The following is a 17,433-nucleotide window of genomic DNA, read 5'->3' on the forward strand; positions in this document are numbered from 1 at the left end:
GATGGCGCACGACATCTTCACGATCGAAATCATCAAGGACGCGATCGTCGCGCTGGGCGACGAGATGTTCAACGCGATGATCCGCACGAGCATGAGCCCGATCATCTACGAGACGACCGATTTTGCGGTCGGCGCGACCGATGCGACCGGCAACCTGCTGGCGCAGGGCAATGGCGTCACCGCCTTCCTCGCGACCCTCGACACCGCGGTGGTGTCGCTGCTCGGCCATTATCCCGACCCCGCGTCGATCCGGCCCGGCGACGTCTTCATCACCAACACCCCCTATGAAGGGGGCGGCACCCATTTGTCCGACGTGGTCATCATGGTCCCGGTCTTTGTGGATGACGAACTGATCGCGTGGACGGTGAACAAGGCGCACTGGACCGAAGTCGGCGGCGCGCAGCCGGGCAGCGTTTCGACCAACGCTACCGAAATCTATCAGGAAGGGCTGCGCTTCACCTTCCTCAAACTCTATGATCGCGGAGAGATCAACCGGTCGCTCGTGCAGCTGATCCGCGACAATGTCCGCCTGCCCGATTCGACTATCGGCGACATGCATGCCGGCGTCGCCGCGGCGCGCGTCGGCGCGCGCCGGATCGGGGAGTTGGTGGAGCGCTACGGCAAGGACCAGCTGCTCGAGGCGATGCAGGAACTGCTCGACTATGGCGAACGAATGACCCGCGCCGAACTCGAGAAACTGCCCGAGGGCGTCTACGAGGCCGAGGATGTGGTCGAGGAGGACGGGCTCGGCAACGGCCCCTTCACGATCAAGGTCAAGGTGACGATCAGCCGCAACGAGATGGTGGTCGACTATAGCGGTACCTCGCCGCAAACGGCTGGACCGATCAATTGCTCCTATACCGGCCTCGTCACCGGCGCGCGCTGCCTGTTCAAGGCGATCACCAATCCGGACATTCCGGCGAACGGCGGTTGCTTCCGGCCGCTCCGGATCGTCTGCCCCCCGGGGACGCTGATCAGCGCCAGCGCGCCCGCGCCCGTCTCGCTCTATTATGAGCCGCTGATCGCGGCGATCGACGTCTTCTGGAAGGCGCTGGCGCCCGTGCTGCCGCATCGCTTGCCCGCGGGGCACCAGCGGACCGTCGGCGCGACCTTTATCTCGGGCTTGCGTCCCGAAAATGGCGAGCTGTTCGTCATGGGCGAACCGCTGGTCGGCGGTTGGGGCGCGTCGGAGGACCAGGACGGCGACAGCGGCCAATTCTGCTGCGCGAATGGCGAGACCTACAATATTCCCTGCGAATTGTTCGAAAGCCGCTACGCGCTCGAAGTCGATCAATATGCCTTTCACGACGAAGAGGGCGGCGCGGGCGAATTTCGCGGCGGCAAGGGCGTGGTGCTCGACTATCGCGTCGTCGCCGACGAAGCTTTTCTGACCTATGCCGCTTCGCGCAGCGTCGTGCGTCCGTGGGCGATGGCCGGCGGGCAGGAAGGCTCGACCAATCACGCGGAAATCCACCGGCTCGACGGCAGCGTCGATCATTATACGATGTGCACGACCGTTCCCGCGAAGCAGGGCGAGATCATTCGCATCTATACGGCGACCGGAGGCGGCGTCGGCGACCCGCGCAAACGCGACCGCGCCGCGGTTCTGCGCGATATCCGGAACGGCTTCGTGACCCCCCAGCAGGCGGCAGAGCTCTACGGGCTGGAACGCGCGGGCTGACCGGAACGGGCGGGGCGGCGGCATGACAAGCGAATATCCGCGCGAGCCGGTTCCCGATCATGCCGCGACCCGTCCGGCGCGGACGATCGCGATGATCGTGTCGAACGCAGTCATGGGCGTGCCGGTGATCATGCTCGGGGCATCGATCGGCAGCGATTACGGCTTCTCCGGCGCTTTGCTGGTGATCCTGGTCGGCTGCGCGATCACTGCATGCTTTGCCGCGCTCGCTGCACATGCGGGCGTCCGGTCGCGGCGATCGGCGGCGCTGCTCGCGCAGCAGGCCTTCGGCGCATCGGGGGCGCTGCTGCTCAATCTGGCGATCGCGATCGCGCTGCTCGGCTGGCTCGCGGTCGAACTGGGTTTCATCGGCGCTCTGATGGCCGACGGCGCGCAGTCGGTCTTCGGCCTCGATATCGGACGCGTCCCCGGGATCGTCCTTGCATCGCTGCTGATCTGCGCGGTCTCCGTTTCGGGCATTGCGTGGATCGGCCGGGCGCCGATCCTGTTTTTGCCGCTGCTCGCCTTGCTGCTGCTGGCGGTGATCGGTCTTACCTTTCCGATTCCCGCGGGCCATGCGGTGCTCCCCGGCCCGGCTAAATCGATCGGCACGGGGATTTCGGCCATCGTCGGCGGTTATATCGTCGGCTGCCTCATCATGCCCGACTACAGCCGTTTTGTGAGGACGTCGCGCGCAGCCGTCGGCGCGACATTTCTGGCGCTGGGGCTCGTCTACAGCCTTGTGCTCGGCGCCTATGCGGCGGCGGCGCTGGCCACCCGTCATGACGAGGTCAATGCGATATTGCTGGCGCTGGGACTGCCGGCCTTCGTCGGGCTCATCCTGCCTGTCGGCCTGTTGCAGAACGGAATCATGTGCCTCTATTCGTCGGCGCTTGCGGTTTCGACGCTGGTGCGATCGGCGTCTTTCGGGATGATCGCAGCCGCGATCATGCTCGCGGCGATGGCGATGGCACTCGCGGGCGCCGACAGTTTTTTCGTGGGCTTTCTCGTCATTCTCGGCCTCGTCTTCCCCCCGGCGCTCGCGCTGCTCATCGATGCCGGGCTCGCCCGCCCCGCGCTGGCGGAGGGCGCCTCGGCATCTTGGAATATCCCCAACCTCGCCATATGGTGTTTCGGTATCGTGTGCGGCGCCGGTTCCGAATGGCTCGATCTCGGGCTGACGGGCTTTTCCGCATTCGATGGCTTCATCGGCGCGGCGGCCGGTGTCGCCACCCTTCATTTCGTCAGGAAAGCCCATGTCACGAACCTTGCTGCATAATGTCCGGATATTCGACGGCATCCACGATCGTTTGAGCGATCCCGCCGCGATCCTTGTCGAAGGCGATCGTGTTCGGCGCATCCTGCCGCTCGATCATCGGGAGGAGGCCGAGCAACGCGTCGATCTGGCCGGGCGGACGGTCATTCCGGGTCTGATCGACGCCCATTTCCATGCCTATGCGTCCGACATGGATTTCGTGAAGCTGGAAAAGCTGCCGCCGACCTATCTCGCGCAGCGCGGACGGCATCTGGTGGAGGATGCGCTGCGGCGCGGCTTCACGACGGTCCGCGATGTAGGCGGGGGTGACTATGGCCTATGGCGCGCGCTGGAGGAGGGCTGGATCACCGGGCCGCGCCTTTTCTATTGCGGACGCGCGTTCAGCCAGTCGGGTGGCCACGGGGACATACGCGCGCCCTATGAGGATGAATCGCCGTGTGGCTGCGCCGGGCGTGGCATTCTGGCGGAGCGTGTCGATGGCGTCGATGCGATCCGCAAGGCCGCGCGCGAGGCGCTGCGGCAAGGTGCGCACCATCTCAAAATCTTCGTGTCGGGGGGAATTTCTTCGCCGAGCGACCCGATCTGGATGCTGCAATTTTCCGAGGAGGAAATTGCGGCGGTCGTCGACGAGGCGCGGCGCCGGCGGGTCTATGTCGCGGCGCACGCCTATACGGCCGAAACGATCGCGCGCGCGGTGCGGCTCGGCGTGCGGACGATCGAACATGGCAATTTGATCGACGCCGACGCGGCAAAGGTGGTCGCCGATGCGGGCGCCTATGTCGTGCCGACGCTGGCGACCTACGAAGCCTTCCGGCGCAGCGGTGTCGAGGAAGGCGCGCCGCAGCATCTTCTCGACAAGCTCGAAGATGTCGCAGGCAAGGGGATCGAAGCGATCCGGCTCTGCCGCGCTGCCGGGGTCAAGCTCGGTTTCGGCACCGACCTGCTCGGTCCCATGCATCGTCACCAGCGCGACGAATTCCGCTTGCGCGCGCAGGCGGAAACCCCGTTCCAGATTCTCCACTCGGCGACTGCCGTGAACGCCGAAATTCTGGGCATGGAAGGGGAAATCGGCTGCGTCGCGCCGGGAAGCTATGCCGATATGCTGGTGATAGATGGCGATCCGCTTGCCGATCTGAGCCTGCTTTGCGAGGATTCGCGTGCGATCCACTCGGTATGGAAGGCCGGGAAACAGGTCGTCTAGCGGCAAGGAAAATGACGTGCGGGAACTTCTGCCCACCGGCCGGGACATCCCCGGCCGGTGGGCAGGGCGTCAGTTCCTGGCGAAACGCATTGGTGCAAGTTCGGTCTGCAGATAGGTCGCGTCGGACGCCGTCGATCGGTTGATCAGCGTTTCGAGGTTCAGTTGCTCGCTTTCCAGATCGAGCATGCCTCCCAGGGCTACGAGAGCCGACCCGTCCTGCCGGAAGACGGACAATGAGACCGATTGCAGGTCCAATCCCCCCGATGCCGCGTTGATGTCGGTCAGGCCCACGACGGGATCGGTGCCGTGGCTGCTGCGCAATGTGCCGTTCACCACCCCGAACCTGTTCTCGGCGGCGGGGGTGACTTCGATCGAGAGTTCGCTCCCGTCCTCGGCGATCCACTGCCCGTCGAGAGAATCTTCCACCGGTCCTTCCTCCAGCGCGACGCTTTGGGCTTCGCCGCCTTCGGCCGACACGCGATGATAGGTGAGCTTGTCGACATAAGTTCCCGCCGTCGCCACGCCCGGAAAATCGTCGGATGCGACCATCAAATGCGACAGAACCAGCGTTTCGGTTCCCCCGTTCACGCTGATCTGGCCGCCAAGCGCTGACGTCCAGTGCCAGCTGGGGTCGGCCGTGCCAGGCACAATCGAATGCCATTCGATGGTGAGCGCGACGGGCTGGCCGGCGCTGGCGGTGGGTTCGGCGGGAAATTGCCAGCCGGTGACGAAATATTCACCTGTTGATCCGGTCGACGACGCATAAATGCCCGACACTCGATTGCCAGTGACAACCAAAGTCATCGTCGAACCATATTCATTCTGCCATTTACCTGCGAGTGTCATGGTCTTGCTCCTTGTTCTACGGCGCGGAGGTGGGGCGGTCCGTCCGGACCACGGCACCACACGCGGCGACAGCGGGTGCTTCAATTTTCCTTCGATGATTGATGGACGCCCCGGCTGATTAAACATGTAGATGCCTACCGGAGCGAGCGAAATTACCGTTTCGTCGCATTTGTCCCGGTCCCGGCCCCGTTGCTTATCACAGTTTTGGCGGGTGGATGCGGTCTGCCTTCGGCGACACGAACGAGCATGGTGTCGAAGGGATACGCTTTTATGCGAAGGTGAAAACGATAACCCAAAGGTGGCCTGATGGCGCGCCCACCGACGAAGGTGCCTTCGTGATTCCCACTATGGCTCGATGCTTCTCGGCCATGCTTGTTCGAAACGACTCTGACCGGATTTATCTCTCGCCGATCCTGATCGTGCAGCGCGCCATCCCTTTGGCTTTGGCGGCAGCCCGTTCGCATTTGTCAATAGCTTCTCGGTTGTCGCGTCGCATCTCGACCGCGAGGATGGTCGAACGCCATGAACCGGGATCACCGGCCTGCATCATGCGACTGCCCGCTTCCCACAAGGTTGGCTCGCCGATGATATGCGCGGCCATGCTTTCGGGCATATGCCAACTCGCCGGCAAGACGCGAAGAATGACGCCGGGCAGGATCGACCAGATCAGGCACCCCGCAACAATGCCGCCGGCTATCGCAATCTGAAGATGCAGCCGTTGCTCCTGCCGGCTACGCATAGTTCCGACCAGCGTCTGGATTTCATTGGCCGCCTGCCGATGCTCATTGCGCGCCTTGTCGATCATCTCGGCGTCGGTACGGCGCGATGTCCTGGCCGCCTTGCCGATCCGCGCCGCAAAATCTTCCGGCGTCATCGTCATCGCAGACTTGCCCTCGATCGCACTGAGCCGCTGCGCCATCTCGCCAAGCGTAACACTGTAATCGGGACCATCGACCTCGGCCTTCTCGCTGGACAATTGCTCGACCGCGCGCCGCAGCAACGCCACCTCGCCGGTCAACTTCGCGAACGCGGTGGCTGCATCGTTCGGCTCCGCGTCGGTACTCACAACATCCCGTCTCTCGCTCATTTGGTGTCTCCTTTCCCTACATTCCGATCCCGATGCCGCGGTCTTTTCCGAACCCGATGCTGTTCGCGAGTTCGCGCCCGATGCTCGCCTCGGGCATCGATATGCCGCCGCCCTTGAGCCCGAGCTGCTGACGGCGATTTTGCAGCAGCGATTCCACCTGCGGATCGCGGTGCAGACCGCTCGCCATCGCGCCCATCGATTTGCCGATCCGGTCCTGCGCCGACCGGTCGCCACGCTGGCGCGCATCGCTGCGCTGCTGGTTCAGCCCCGTCCAGCGCTCGACGAACCGGTCGGCGCGCAGTTCGGGATTGACGCGAACCTCGGCTTCAAGCCGCATCGCGCGGATCGCACCCTGTGTGCGTCCGCCCGCGGCCTCGGTCACCAGCGCCGGATTATGGCGACACGCCGCCTCCCAGTCGCGGCGATGCTCCTTGCCCATGGCGTCCAGTGCGACGCGTGCCTTGTCGAGCGCGGTGCGCTGGTGCGGCAGTATGGGAAGACCCTTGTCCTCCATCTTCCATATCGCATCGACCGCGCGCGCATGACGCTCGATCGCCGGTGCGAGCGCAGTATGCCGTGGAGCAATTGATTCTTTCTCCGGCGCGCGCGGCGCGGCGGGCATCGCGAGACGCAAGCCGTCGAACATGCCGCGCACCTTCTCGGGCACGACCTGCTTCACGGCCTCTACGATGCGCTCGCGGATTGCGATCCCGCGCCGCTCGGCGAACAGCCGTTCGGATGTCGCGCGCGTGGGATCGGCCCTGGCATAGTCGCTCGCCATATCCTTGGGCCGGTCGCGTGACAGGCTTTGCACGAGCCGTCCCCGATCCTTGAAGTCGTCGCAGCCATAATGGATGTCGATGCCGTCACGGTGGCGCGTCATGCCGACATAGCTGCTGTGGCGATCCATGCCCGGCGTGGCGAGCAGATGCGTCTTGTCGACCGTCATGCCCTGCGCCTTGTGGAAGGTCGCCGCATAACCATGATCGAGATCGCGATATTGCTTCACATCGAACGCGACGCTGCGCCCGTCGTCGGTGCGCACCGCCATGCTGTTCGCGTTCACACGCTCGATCGTGGCGAGCGTGCCGTTCTTCACTTCCATACTGTGCTCGTTGCGCAGGAACATCACACGATCACCTGACGCGAACATCCGGTCACCGCGTTCGACCTTGATCGCGACGTCGGCGCCAAGATCGCCAACCTCGCGCATCGCGCCGCGCGCGGCCTCATTGAGCTGGCGCACCTCATCATTGCTATGGGTCAGAATGATCCGGCTGGCGTCGGGATCGATCTTCCGCTCCCTGTCCCATTGCTCTATAAGATCGGTGCGCGCCGCTTCACGCGTCTCGGCGGCGCGCAGCATTCCCGCATCGGTATAGGCACGGATGGCCTCGCCGGTCCGCCCGGTCGCCAGATGCCGGGTGGCGCCCTGCTGCCAGCCCTCATGCTGGCGGCGTATCTCGGTGATCTCGACACCGCCATGTCGTTCGTGGATCGCTCGCAGCGCCGCGCCCGCCTCGATCGCCTGCAACTGCTGCGGATCGCCGACGAGCACGACCTTGGCGCCCGCATCGGCGGCGTGGGACAGCACGCGCTCCATCTGGCGTGTGCCGACCATGCCGGCCTCATCGATGACGAGCACGTCGCGGGGCCCGAGAAGATCGCACCCCCGCGCCCAACCATGTTCGAGGCTCGCAATCGTGCGCGAAGCGATCCCCGAGCCATTTTCCAGCCCTTCGGCCGCGATCCCCGACAGCGCCGCGCCGCGCACCTCCAGCCCGGCAGACTCCCACGCCTCGCGTGCGGCGCCGAGCATCGCGCTCTTTCCCGTTCCGGCATAGCCGATGACGACAGCGAGATCGCGCGCGCTCGTTACTTGGTCGAACGCGGTTCGCTGCTCGCCTGACAGCACAAGGCCGCGTGTCTCGGCCGCGGCAAGCGCGCGCTCGCGGTCGGCGTCCGACACGCGGTGGCGCTCGCGCTCCGCCATGATTTCCGCAGCTCGGCTCAACCGCTGTTCGGTCTCGATCATGTCGCGCGAGGTGAACCGGTCTTCGCCACGTCCGTCCTTGCCCAGCTCGACAAGGTCGGGTGACGAGCGCACCGCGCCCATCACGGCATCATATTGCTCGCGTCCGTCGCTGTGGCGATGCACGAACATTGCAAGATCGCGGTTCGTGAACGTCGCTTGCCCGTGGGTGATCGCATCCAATGCGATACGCGGGTTCGCGATGATGCGCTCGCCGTTGCGCGCCGCGATCTCGCGATGCTGTTCGATGCGTTCGGCCTCAAGGCTGCGGCCCTCCATGCGCGAAGCGGCACCGCCGATCTTGTCCTGAGGTTCGAGCGCAATCCCCTGCACTTCAAGACTGCGGTGATCGATGCGTGCATCGATATCGAATTCCGCAAGGCGCGTGTTGACATGCTCGGCCCAGCGCTCACGCCATTGTTCAACCAACTCCGTGCGGTTCCAGTCGCGAACTTTGGCGCCGAAGGCCACTTCGCCATCCTTGTCGGCGACGATCTCGCGCATCGTCAGCATGACGTGCGCGTGCGGCTTCGCTTGCCCGTCGGCGCCGATATCCCAATGGACATTGAGGTCGGCGATCATGCCAGCATCGACGAACTCCGACTGCACAAAGTCGCGGGCCAGTTCGATGCCCTGCGCCTTGTTCATCTCCCTGGGAATCGCGAATTCGACCTCGCGCGCAAGTTGCGCATCTTTGCGAACTTCGATCCGCTCGATATCATTCCAGAGCTGCTCGCGATCCTGCCAGCCCCCACTGGCGGTCTCGGGCAGCACCACCTCCGAATGCACGACCCCCGACTTGTTGGTGAAGTCATGGCTACGGTCGAGCCGCTCGTCGTACAGCCGGCTCGCCGATCGATAGGCCGCCGCCGCAACGGAACTGCGTCCGGCCGCGCGGCTGATGACTTTGACCGAGAGGTGATAGATCGCCATTGCGGCAATCCATCTACACTTTAAGCAGCCCGTCGGCACGACGTATAAGCGCGCCCTCACACGGAAAAATCCGCGGAGGGACTAGGCTGTGCCAGACTGTCCCGACGACCTTGCTGCGCATCGACAGGCGCATCCCTATGATGGGTGCATCACCCGATCATGGAGATACGGCATGCGCAAACCTCGCGATATCGATTCGGAACTGGAGGCGCTCGAAGCGAAAGCGAAGACCCTCAAGGAACGTCGCATTCGCCAGTTCGGCGAACTCGTCATCGCCACTGGCGCCGATGCACTCGATGCGGACATGATCGCGGGCGCATTGCTCGGCGCGGTCGCGACCAAGGATGCGAGCACGAAGGAGGGCTGGCGCAAGGCGGGCGCGAACTTCTTTCAACGCGGCACACGCAAAGCTACGACGGGACCTGATCGCGGCGCAGCGAACGATGCGGCGCCTGATCGTAATGCGGCATCGGCTTGAAGCGGCGCAGGCGCGAAGCGGAATGCGCGAGTGGCAAATCAAGCGACGCGAACGCACGCGCCAGCTCATCGAACTCGGCGGGCTCGTCGTGAAGGCGGGACTGGTCGATCTCGCCGATGACGATCGCGCAATGCTCTACGGCGCGTTCTTGTGGATGGCGAACAAGCTGCGAAGCGAGGATGGCACCCACGCAGCCGCGCTCTGGCAGCGGCGGGGCAGACGGGCATTCAAAAATGGAACAATATAGATGCGCGGGCGCGTCGTGTTTCGATCATCGCTTTGAATCGAGACCCTGCCGTCGCAGCAAATCAGCGAAATCTTGCATTCCTCGTTTTTCGAGTTCCTCGATGAAGCGTGGCCACGGCGGGATGTTACTGCGATAAGGTGTCGAGGAAGCCCCCATATGAAGGCCGCCAGTTGGCCCCATATGCAACCCGCCGCTCGGACCCATCGACAATCCACCTCCGGGACCCATCGACAGCCCACCGCCCGGGCCCATCGACAATCCACCTCCAGGTCCCATCGAGAGACCACCCCCGGGCCCCATTGATAAACCGCCACCGGGGCCCATGGACAAGCCTCCTCCCGGTCCCATCGAAGCGCCACCACCGGGACCCATATGGAGCCCGCCGCCTGGTCCCATACTTAGTCCGCCACCGGGCCCCATGTGTTGATTCCTTGGCCACATAAACTACACCCTCTCATCCGCTCACGGGGTTATAGGTAATAACTCACATTAGGGCCTGATCGGAAAATTTTGCGCGCTATTTTGCGCGACGCGTCACGGTCTTTTTGCGCCCGCCGCCACGGCCTTTCGTGCCAAGTCCGATTTCCTTCGCAAGTGCCCGGCGCTTCTCGGCATAGTTCGGTGCGACCATCGGATAGTCCTTTGGCAGGTTCCATTTGGCGCGATAATCGTCGGGCATCATATTGTAGTGGGTCATCAAATGACGGCGGAGCATCTTGAGCTTTTTGCCGTCTTCAAGGCAGACGATGTAATCGGGCTTCACCGACGCACGGATCGACACGGCCGGTTCCTGTTTGACTTCGGGTTCCTGGGTGGCGCCAAGACCGGCGAGCGCCTCATGTACCGAGCGGATGACGAGCGGAATATCCGATATGGCGACGCTGTTGTTGCTGACATGCGCCGCGACAATATCGGCCGTTAGCGTGACGAGCGTTTCGGTGTCTTCCATTTGCGCCTCCAATGCAATGCAGTTCGATAGTATTCTATCGATCTTCCCCATGCACCTTTGACGGCGCCGCTTCAACCATGTCGCAGCGCTGCCACCCGGCGACATCGCGCCAGAGCGCGACCGATACGCTTCTCGACGGCCTTGCAGCTCATGCCGAGTTCATCGGCGATGCCCTGATAGGTCATGCCGCGCAGCCGGTGCATCAGGAAGATGCGTCGGGTCCTTCGCGAAAGCGGGCGAAGCGCGCGCCAATAGGCGCGTCGCAAGTCCCTCGCTTCGAGCCGCCGTTCCTGTCCGGGCGGCGTTGGAGCGTCGCACGTCTCGTCGAATGGATAGAGAATCCCGCGCCGCTTTTGCTGGCGTAATCGGTTCAGCCAAATGTTGTGCGCGATCCTTGCCAGATAGGCCCGGGGATATTCGAGGTTCGAGAACTTGCCGCTGCCGTAGAGCCGCATGAACGCCTCCTGCGTCAGATCGGGTGCGTCGTCGCGTCCGGCCTTTCGCCGGAAATAGGCGAGCACCCGCGAGTGCTCGGCCCGATAGAAGGCCTCGAAGCTGACAGGAGACGATCCGGGCTCCTCTGTGATGTTCGGGCGTTTGGCGTTGCCGGTATCGGGTTCCCGCCCGACGCGCGTCGCGGCTAGCATTGTGCCGCGACCGCGGCGCGGCACCGCGCGAGCGCCTGCACCATATGATAGTCGACCGTGGCGAAGCTGATGTCGAGCCGGGCCGCAATCTCCTTGCAACTCATGCGCTTTACCCGGCGCATGACGAACACCCGCCGCGTCTTGGGCGGCATGGCGCGCACGGTGCGCCGGTATAGCCGGAGCAGGTCGTCGGCCTCGATCCGCCACGTCTGCTCCGGCCGCACCGATGCGTCCCGGTCTTCCTCGAAGGGAAAGAAGATCGGCATCCCTTGGCGCTTCCGGCGGGCGCGATCGATCAGCAGGTTGCGGGCGATCCGCGACAGATAGGCGGCGGGGTTTTGGGCGCGGCCCAGTGCTCCGCTGCGGAGGAAGCGCGCGAATATCTCCTGCACCAGGTCGGGCGCCTCGTCGGGGCCTACCCGTCGGCGCAACTTGCGCAGCAGGCGCCGATATTCGGCGTGATAGATGTCGTCGAACGACGCGGCGGGAACAGGCGCGGTCATGGCCGTTCCTCCCCGCGTTCGGCTGGCGACAGCGGCGCATCGCGCGACGCGCGATAGAGGGTGATGCCTGCCTCGATCCGGTCGAGGATGAAGCTGTCGCGTTCGGCTTTGGCGATGCGGATGTCGGACCTGGAATAGATCTCAAGATCGACTGCGCAGCGGTCGCCAAACTCGCTGCGGATGGTCTCGCGCGCGCGGCGCCAACAGCCTTCTTCCTTGAACAGCGGATGATTGACGACGATCCAGAGTTCGTAATCGGAAAAGTCGATCGTTCTTTTGTCTTCATACCAGCTTCGCCGCGCATAGGGTCCGATCAGAATAATGCGTTTGATCCGCCCCGGCTCGGGCGCCTGCACAGACGATGGATCGAAGAAGCATCGCAGGATGCGCGTGATCTGCTGGATCTCGCGCTGCTTGCGGCGGATCAAATGGCCGACGCGCGCCATCACGACTTCGCGCGCGTAAACGTCGTTCGTTGGGGTAGACATGATAAGCTCGCACAGCGGCGGTCCGCGCGTCGATGCGCGGATGTGCAAGCGGTGTCCGCTGTGTGCCGCTAGCGCGGTCTACAGCAACTGCCCGACCTCAGGCCGGACCTGCATGATGCTGGCAGGACGTTCCTCGGGTTGGCCGCCAGTCATTCCATCCCGTGAGCGGGATTATGCCAGAATGTCGGAGTCCCGGCAAGCGAGGCAGCGCTATGCGATTATGCGCGGGCGCCCTTTTCCAGTTCGGCGATCTTGTCGGAGCAGACCTGATGGACGACGCGGCCGAGTTCTTCGACGCGCTCGCCAAGCCAGCTCAGCTCCTCTTCGCTGATCCGGAAGTGTTTTGAGTACCTTGCCTTCGTGTACGCTTCTTTCAATTTCTGGAACATCGCGCGCTCAGCGCGATTGGTTTCCGGCCACACACCGTGAAGCCGACGGTCCAGCCCTTCGGCGAGCGACCGCAGGAAAGCGATATTATGGTTGTAAGGCGTATAATAGGTCAGAGTCAGGAGCAGGCAGGAATAAAGTCGCTCGGTTGTTTGATGAAAATCGAACGCTGCGTCTTTGAGCAAACCTTCCGCAACGGCGTACTTCGCTAATTTTTGGCGCGACAATGCGCCCGCCATCCCGTCGTCAAAATATTCCTTAGCAGTCTTCAACGCCTCATTTGGCGTTTTCGGCTTGGGCGTCGCCAACTCCCGATCATCCGCCTCGTAGAGTGCGATGCCATCCTTCGCGACCTCCATGAAGAATACGCGGCCATGCGCCAGCCCGTCATTCACCTCGTGCAGCGAATGAACGATGAAGTTGACCGGCGTGCGCAGCGTCTTCTCAATCGTGTAGGCGCGGATCAGCCGTTCCTCGGCCTTCGCCCAATAGACGGCGCGATCGGTCAGCTCCTTCTGGCTGACGATCACGAGAATATCGTAGTCGGACTTATACTGATTGGCCGAAAGCGGGGCATCGACCCAATCGCCCCTCGCGTGGCTGCCGAACAGGATGATCTTCAAGATGCGGGCGCCCTTGCGGCGCCCGGTCGCATTTTCCGTCGTCTGACCGAACTCGTCGAACAAAATCTCCACGATGCGCTCGAGCTCGCGCTGCTTGGCGGCAGGAAGATGATCGACGTCGGTTCGCATTCCTCAAGAATCTTCGGGCAATGCCCGTCACTTGGCAAGAACAGAATGCCCGGCGCTTTGCGCCGGGCGAAAAATTCTGGAGGAACGGCAACGCCGTTCCTCCGATGATGGAAGCTGGTCAGGCGGCCTCACGCAACTCCGGTTCCTCTGCGATTTCGGGCTGCGCGACCAGCGCCGCGATATTCTCGCTCCGCTCGACACAGCCAATACCGCCGCGGTCTGTGTAGCATGATGGCGGGAAGGCGAACCAGCGCGGAAGCCAGCCGTCCACCTTCGCCCGACCATTGCTGCCAGTAAGGCAGTCGACAAGAATGCTGCGCTGGACCTTGGCGGTTGCTTCGGCATTGGCTTTCGCAACATCACTGCCCCCGACCTCGGCGATGACTGCGTTGAGCAATTGCTTGTCGCGGATGAGGTCGGGCAGCACGGCACTATCGTTCCAGCTTGTCCGCATATCGGTTCCGGTGATCTGGCCCAGCAAATCAACCTCGGCACTGCCGACGCCAAGTGTCTCGCCCATCACGACGGGAAGGATGCGCATCACCGCCTCATCGGACAGAACCGCCAAGCGGGCATACAGCCGGGCAACGCCATGATCGCCGTCGTATCCGCCCACCACGGTCGGGGTGTCGGCATCGAACCCAAGCAGGTCGAGCACCGACCGCCGCGCCTTGTCGAACGCCGCCTCGCTTGCTGACACCTCGACGCTCTCGGCGATGGCATCGCTCGCCGCGCGCTGCTTCTCGACATCGACCCGCCACAGATGCGAGCCGACAATGGCATGGGCCACCATCATGCGCAGCGCGATGGCGGGTTCGGACAACAAGGATGCGCGAACGGCGGCATGGCGGTGAAGGTCGATATAATTGCCGAGCGCCGCACTGACTTCGGGGCGCACCGGCTTGTTGGTGATCGGTTCTCCCTTCGCCCGCTGCCGCGCCTCTTTCGTCGTGATGTAGCCTTCAAGGAAGGCGACCTCGCCGCGATGGCTCACGGTCACGAAAATCTTGCCGCCCTTCCTCTTGGGGCAGCGTTCATGCTCCCAGCTATTGAAGTATGCGCCGCGCTCCATGACGACGACATCGGACCAGCCGGTCTCACGATAGAAAGCCGCCTGCTTCTCGACCTCGGCCATCTGAGCAGTCCAGAACACCTCGGCGTCGGCAAAATAGCTGTCCTCGCCGAACAGATCGGAAACGATTTCGCCGGTGTAGCTGGCGACATCGAACATCGCCACCTTGGCCGCAACCGCGCTGCCGCCGAACAGCCATGCCTTGAGCTGGCTGCCGGTCGGGGCGTGCTTTTCGGGGCAATCAATCAGCGCCAGCCATTCACGCTGCTGCGCTCTACTGGCAAGGGTCAGGTGGCGCATCGTCACGGCATCGATCTTGTGGGTTCGATAAAGGGTACGGATGCGCGGCAAGAGATTGCCGATGGCGAGGGTTCGCTTCACCTGCAAGCTGGTCAAGCCGAAGGTCAGGCCGATGTCCTCGATGCTCCGTCCCTCGCGAACGAGACGAGTGAAAGATTCGCACCGCGATACCTCGTCGGGGTCGAGACGAGCGATATTCTCGATAAGCGAGGCTTCCAACGCCGCCGCATCGTCACCCGCCTCCATCACTGCGCAAGGCAGCGGGTCGAAGCCGCAGCATTCCTCGGCTACGGTCAGCGCCGCATGATAGCGCCGCTTGCCCGCGACGATCTCGTAAGCGTCTTCCGCGCCATTGGGGCGAACGATCAACGGGACCAAAATCCCGCGCGCGCGCACCGACGGCAGGATATTGGTCAGGTCCGGCTTCTTGGCGACGCCGCGCATGTTGGCGGGCGACACGACGAGCTGCGAAAGTTCGATATGCTTGAGTTCCATGACTGTCTCTCCTTTGCTCTTCCAAACCACCGCAGCCCCGGCTGAGCGGGGTGGGCGGCGAGAGCGACCGGAGAGGCCCGCCTGCAAGGCAGGGCGCACCCGAAGGGCCGGAATGCAATGGAGGACCCCGCAGGGGTTGCGCCCTGCCGGGCGGGTCTCAGAGGAGAGCGACCGACCACCCCGCACGGTCGGAGGCCACGCCAGCGCGCGGAACGCGCGATGACCTTCGGGCCGGAGCTAAGCTCCGGCCTTCGCGTCAGTCGATCGTCACGGCGTCAGCCGACGAGACGGCGCGTAGCGCTGGCTCGGTGGAGCGAAGCGACATAGAGCGCGGCCGCCGCAGGGGGGGACGCCACCTCTTCTTCAATCCGGATTCATAAACTTCGGTCCTCCATGTGGATATATTTCCGCTCGACTTGTTGTCCTTGCTGTGCTGCCTACATTTCATTCGGGAGGGAAAATGACAAAAGCGACAATCCAGTATCGTCAACTCAAACTCGACGGACTTTGGCCGGATGCCGACCTGAAGGCCATGGTAGTGGATGTGCTCAGGCGTCGAGGCTGGGCGGATAACGCCAAAACCCGCATTATCGACCTCGATCAAGATCAGAGCTATGTTATTCTGAACAAGCTCTCAGACCCCGCAACATGGGATAGCCCCGTGTTCGCAGGCCAACTGATACAACTTCAAGCCGGAACCGATGTGCATGCCGTTTTGCAGTCGCTTGAAGAAGACACGGCTGAATATGTCGTGCAGAATCTCAACGTCGGGGAAGCGGTTCGTGTCCTGAAAGGTGCGCTATATTTCGTCGCAGTCGGAAATCATGTCGGGTTGATCGAAGGGCAGCAGGTCCGCGGACGCACGCTGGAACGCTATCTCACCGCGCTGCTTCAACGCGCTGAGGAGATTGAGCCTGGCCAAGCCATCATCCTCAACGGCAAGTTTATGGCCGGGGATGGAAAGGAATTATCGGAATCAAGCGAGATCCAGGTATCGGCTGCCGCCACCAATCGGCAGGGCGAGCGCAAAGAGCGTCCTATTGAGCCGCGCGTCGAACAACGTGAAGCGGCGGAGGCGCGTGAACATGAACAAGCGACCGTCTTCGACATTCTGCGGATGCTCGGTTGGTCGGAAGAAGCGATCGACAGCTTGGGAGCCGAAATACCTGACGACGGATGGGTCGAAGGATTTTTCAAGGTATTCATCAAAGAGCGCCGGCGCCGGAAGCCCATTTCCCGTGCAACAATTAACGAGGCCCTTCGCAATATTGACCCCGCAGACCTAGGCCTGCGTGGCGATGGCTCGGAGCGTGGCGGCATTGTGAAGATGTCGGTTCAGCGCGATATCCGAACGGCCGGCTCGCTTTTGGACCCGGCGGATGCTATGGAACAGATTACGAACGCCCTTCGTGATTGGGCCGTGGCCGGGAAAATAGATTGCAACTTCGAAGGATAGAACGGTGGCTTCTTCCGGCGGCGTTGGTCGCCGGGCTGGTGCTGGCGCCCGGTGCAATCACGGCGGATGCTGGCCGGATGCTGGTGACATTCCTAGGCTTGGTCTCCGCCAGCATTCTCCCCACTGTGTCCCTACTGATCAACAGCATGACCGCGAGCGGCCGATCAGTTATGGCGCTCGACGAACTGGAAAGCGAGCTGCACGCCGCCATGGACGGGTTGCTGCTCCTTTTTGGATGTGTGGCGGTCGTTGTCGCCGCATTGGTCGCACTCGCCACGCCTCCCGGAGAGCTGTTTACAAAAGTGCCATATCTGACCAGTCAAATACTGCCTCGATCAGGTCAGGCGACGGTTGTCGTATTTTCCGCGATCATATTGTCGCGTGTGGGGCAAATTCCGGCGGTCCTTCGCCGCTCCCTCATTGTACGCCACAAGATTGCGGTCGAGGAAGCGCGACGTAAGACGTTGGAAAAGGCGCCCGCAGCGGGATCGGGCCAGCAGATGTTTGCAACCCATCCCGATTTCGGAAAATCGGTGCGGTTGGACGAACTGACGGGCAAAGGAAACTGACTGCGATTCGCGTTAAAGCCACGTTATTGGGTCAGCT

The 17,433-nt window shown here is 62.9% G+C and carries 16 protein-coding genes and 1 pseudogene; 8 read left to right on the plus strand and 9 right to left on the minus strand.

Annotation, left to right across the window (positions count from 1 at the left end; translation table 11 throughout):
- The first annotated feature begins 1 nt into the window (after position 1).
- Genes J2X38_RS04000 through J2X38_RS04010 form a run of 3 tightly spaced genes read left to right on the plus strand, consistent with a single transcriptional unit; the run spans position 2 to position 4,155 of the window.
- A complete protein-coding gene (locus J2X38_RS04000; protein ID WP_310251551.1) occupies positions 2 to 1,681 on the plus strand; it encodes a hydantoinase B/oxoprolinase family protein in 1,680 nt (559 codons plus the stop codon).
- A gap of 22 nt (positions 1,682 to 1,703) precedes the next feature.
- A complete protein-coding gene (locus tag J2X38_RS04005) occupies positions 1,704 to 2,957 on the plus strand; it encodes a cytosine permease (RefSeq protein ID WP_310251553.1) in 1,254 nt (417 codons plus the stop codon).
- Positions 2,935 to 4,155 (plus strand): amidohydrolase family protein, encoded by a 1,221-nt coding sequence (locus tag J2X38_RS04010; RefSeq protein WP_310251554.1) that lies wholly within the window; start codon positions 2,935 to 2,937, stop codon positions 4,153 to 4,155. The genes J2X38_RS04005 and J2X38_RS04010 overlap by 23 nt, the downstream gene beginning before the upstream one ends.
- Positions 4,156 to 4,224: 69 nt before the next feature.
- On the opposite strand, the gene J2X38_RS04015 is transcribed toward J2X38_RS04010, so the two are convergent.
- Entirely contained in the window at positions 4,225 to 5,001 is a 777-nt protein-coding gene (locus J2X38_RS04015) for an avidin/streptavidin family protein (RefSeq protein ID WP_310251558.1), read from the minus strand.
- Between the two features lie 173 nt (positions 5,002 to 5,174).
- Between J2X38_RS04015 and J2X38_RS04020 the strand changes: the two are divergent.
- A pseudogene (locus J2X38_RS04020) lies at positions 5,175 to 5,351 on the plus strand (methylmalonate-semialdehyde dehydrogenase (CoA acylating)); the annotation flags it as partial.
- Between the two features lie 47 nt (positions 5,352 to 5,398).
- Here J2X38_RS04020 and J2X38_RS04025 read toward each other — a convergent pair.
- Both J2X38_RS04025 and traA read right to left on the minus strand, forming a co-directional pair.
- On the minus strand, positions 5,399 to 6,088 hold the full coding sequence (locus J2X38_RS04025) for a DUF6118 family protein (RefSeq protein WP_310251560.1): 690 nt from the start codon (positions 6,086 to 6,088) through the stop codon (positions 5,399 to 5,401).
- Positions 6,089 to 6,104: 16 nt separating this feature from the next.
- The gene (gene traA / locus J2X38_RS04030; protein WP_310251562.1) at positions 6,105 to 9,053 is read right to left on the minus strand and encodes a Ti-type conjugative transfer relaxase TraA; all 2,949 of its coding nucleotides are present in this window, start codon (positions 9,051 to 9,053) and stop codon (positions 6,105 to 6,107) included.
- Positions 9,054 to 9,225: 172 nt separating this feature from the next.
- On the opposite strand from traA, the gene J2X38_RS04035 reads away from it, so the two are divergent.
- Entirely contained in the window at positions 9,226 to 9,531 is a 306-nt protein-coding gene (locus J2X38_RS04035; RefSeq protein WP_310251564.1) for a conjugal transfer protein TraD, read from the plus strand.
- 22 nt (positions 9,532 to 9,553) lie between these two features.
- The gene (locus tag J2X38_RS04040; protein WP_310251566.1) at positions 9,554 to 9,778 is read left to right on the plus strand and encodes a conjugal transfer protein TraD; all 225 of its coding nucleotides are present in this window, start codon (positions 9,554 to 9,556) and stop codon (positions 9,776 to 9,778) included.
- Between the two features lie 517 nt (positions 9,779 to 10,295).
- Here J2X38_RS04040 and J2X38_RS04045 read toward each other — a convergent pair.
- The 6 genes from J2X38_RS04045 to J2X38_RS04070 form a co-directional block, all read right to left on the minus strand.
- Positions 10,296 to 10,727, minus strand: coding sequence for a MucR family transcriptional regulator (locus J2X38_RS04045; protein WP_310251568.1), 432 nt, complete (start codon positions 10,725 to 10,727; stop codon positions 10,296 to 10,298).
- A gap of 71 nt (positions 10,728 to 10,798) precedes the next feature.
- Complete coding sequence (locus tag J2X38_RS04050) at positions 10,799 to 11,374, minus strand: RNA polymerase sigma factor (RefSeq protein ID WP_310252683.1); 576 nt, start codon at positions 11,372 to 11,374, stop codon at positions 10,799 to 10,801.
- Positions 11,368 to 11,877, minus strand: a complete 510-nt coding sequence (locus tag J2X38_RS04055) for a sigma-70 family RNA polymerase sigma factor (protein ID WP_310251570.1) — start codon at positions 11,875 to 11,877, stop codon at positions 11,368 to 11,370. The genes J2X38_RS04050 and J2X38_RS04055 overlap by 7 nt, the downstream gene beginning before the upstream one ends.
- Positions 11,874 to 12,365 carry a hypothetical protein gene (locus J2X38_RS04060; protein WP_310251573.1) on the minus strand — a complete coding sequence of 164 codons (492 nt, stop codon included), beginning with the start codon at positions 12,363 to 12,365 and terminating at the stop codon, positions 11,874 to 11,876. Before J2X38_RS04060 ends, J2X38_RS04055 begins: the two co-directional genes overlap by 4 nt.
- Positions 12,366 to 12,583: 218 nt before the next feature.
- Positions 12,584 to 13,504, minus strand: a complete 921-nt coding sequence (locus J2X38_RS04065; RefSeq protein WP_310251575.1) for a HEPN domain-containing protein — start codon at positions 13,502 to 13,504, stop codon at positions 12,584 to 12,586.
- A 118-nt stretch (positions 13,505 to 13,622) separates the two neighbouring features.
- Positions 13,623 to 15,371 (minus strand): ParB/RepB/Spo0J family partition protein, encoded by a 1,749-nt coding sequence (locus tag J2X38_RS04070; RefSeq protein WP_310251577.1) that lies wholly within the window; start codon positions 15,369 to 15,371, stop codon positions 13,623 to 13,625.
- Between the two features lie 460 nt (positions 15,372 to 15,831).
- Between J2X38_RS04070 and J2X38_RS04075 the strand changes: the two genes are divergently transcribed.
- Together J2X38_RS04075 and J2X38_RS04080 are read left to right on the plus strand one after the other, a co-directional pair.
- Positions 15,832 to 16,827, plus strand: coding sequence for a hypothetical protein (locus tag J2X38_RS04075; RefSeq protein ID WP_310251579.1), 996 nt, complete (start codon positions 15,832 to 15,834; stop codon positions 16,825 to 16,827).
- Between the two features lie 23 nt (positions 16,828 to 16,850).
- Positions 16,851 to 17,396: a hypothetical protein gene (locus J2X38_RS04080; protein ID WP_310251581.1), complete on the plus strand. Its 546-nt coding sequence runs from the start codon at positions 16,851 to 16,853 to the stop codon at positions 17,394 to 17,396.
- The last annotated feature ends 37 nt before the right edge of the window (positions 17,397 to 17,433 follow it).

The sequence above is a fragment of the Sphingopyxis sp. BE235 genome, assembly GCF_031457175.1.
GTDB lineage: Bacteria > Pseudomonadota > Alphaproteobacteria > Sphingomonadales > Sphingomonadaceae > Sphingopyxis.

Excerpts from the sequence above, each read along its gene's own strand:
- J2X38_RS04000 (WP_310251551.1), top strand. The coding sequence starts at position 2 with ATGGCGCACGACATCTTCACGATCGAAATCATCAAGGACGCGATCGTC.
- J2X38_RS04005 (WP_310251553.1), top strand. The coding sequence starts at position 1,704 with ATGACAAGCGAATATCCGCGCGAGCCGGTTCCCGATCATGCCGCGACC.
- J2X38_RS04010 (WP_310251554.1), top strand. The coding sequence starts at position 2,935 with ATGTCACGAACCTTGCTGCATAATGTCCGGATATTCGACGGCATCCAC.
- J2X38_RS04015 (WP_310251558.1), bottom strand. The coding sequence starts at position 5,001 with ATGACACTCGCAGGTAAATGGCAGAATGAATATGGTTCGACGATGACT.
- J2X38_RS04025 (WP_310251560.1), bottom strand. The coding sequence starts at position 6,088 with ATGAGCGAGAGACGGGATGTTGTGAGTACCGACGCGGAGCCGAACGAT.
- traA (WP_310251562.1), bottom strand. The coding sequence starts at position 9,053 with ATGGCGATCTATCACCTCTCGGTCAAAGTCATCAGCCGCGCGGCCGGA.
- J2X38_RS04035 (WP_310251564.1), top strand. The coding sequence starts at position 9,226 with ATGCGCAAACCTCGCGATATCGATTCGGAACTGGAGGCGCTCGAAGCG.
- J2X38_RS04040 (WP_310251566.1), top strand. The coding sequence starts at position 9,554 with ATGCGCGAGTGGCAAATCAAGCGACGCGAACGCACGCGCCAGCTCATC.
- J2X38_RS04045 (WP_310251568.1), bottom strand. The coding sequence starts at position 10,727 with ATGGAAGACACCGAAACGCTCGTCACGCTAACGGCCGATATTGTCGCG.
- J2X38_RS04050 (WP_310252683.1), bottom strand. The coding sequence starts at position 11,374 with ATGCTAGCCGCGACGCGCGTCGGGCGGGAACCCGATACCGGCAACGCC.
- J2X38_RS04055 (WP_310251570.1), bottom strand. The coding sequence starts at position 11,877 with ATGACCGCGCCTGTTCCCGCCGCGTCGTTCGACGACATCTATCACGCC.
- J2X38_RS04060 (WP_310251573.1), bottom strand. The coding sequence starts at position 12,365 with ATGTCTACCCCAACGAACGACGTTTACGCGCGCGAAGTCGTGATGGCG.
- J2X38_RS04065 (WP_310251575.1), bottom strand. The coding sequence starts at position 13,504 with ATGCGAACCGACGTCGATCATCTTCCTGCCGCCAAGCAGCGCGAGCTC.
- J2X38_RS04070 (WP_310251577.1), bottom strand. The coding sequence starts at position 15,371 with ATGGAACTCAAGCATATCGAACTTTCGCAGCTCGTCGTGTCGCCCGCC.
- J2X38_RS04075 (WP_310251579.1), top strand. The coding sequence starts at position 15,832 with ATGACAAAAGCGACAATCCAGTATCGTCAACTCAAACTCGACGGACTT.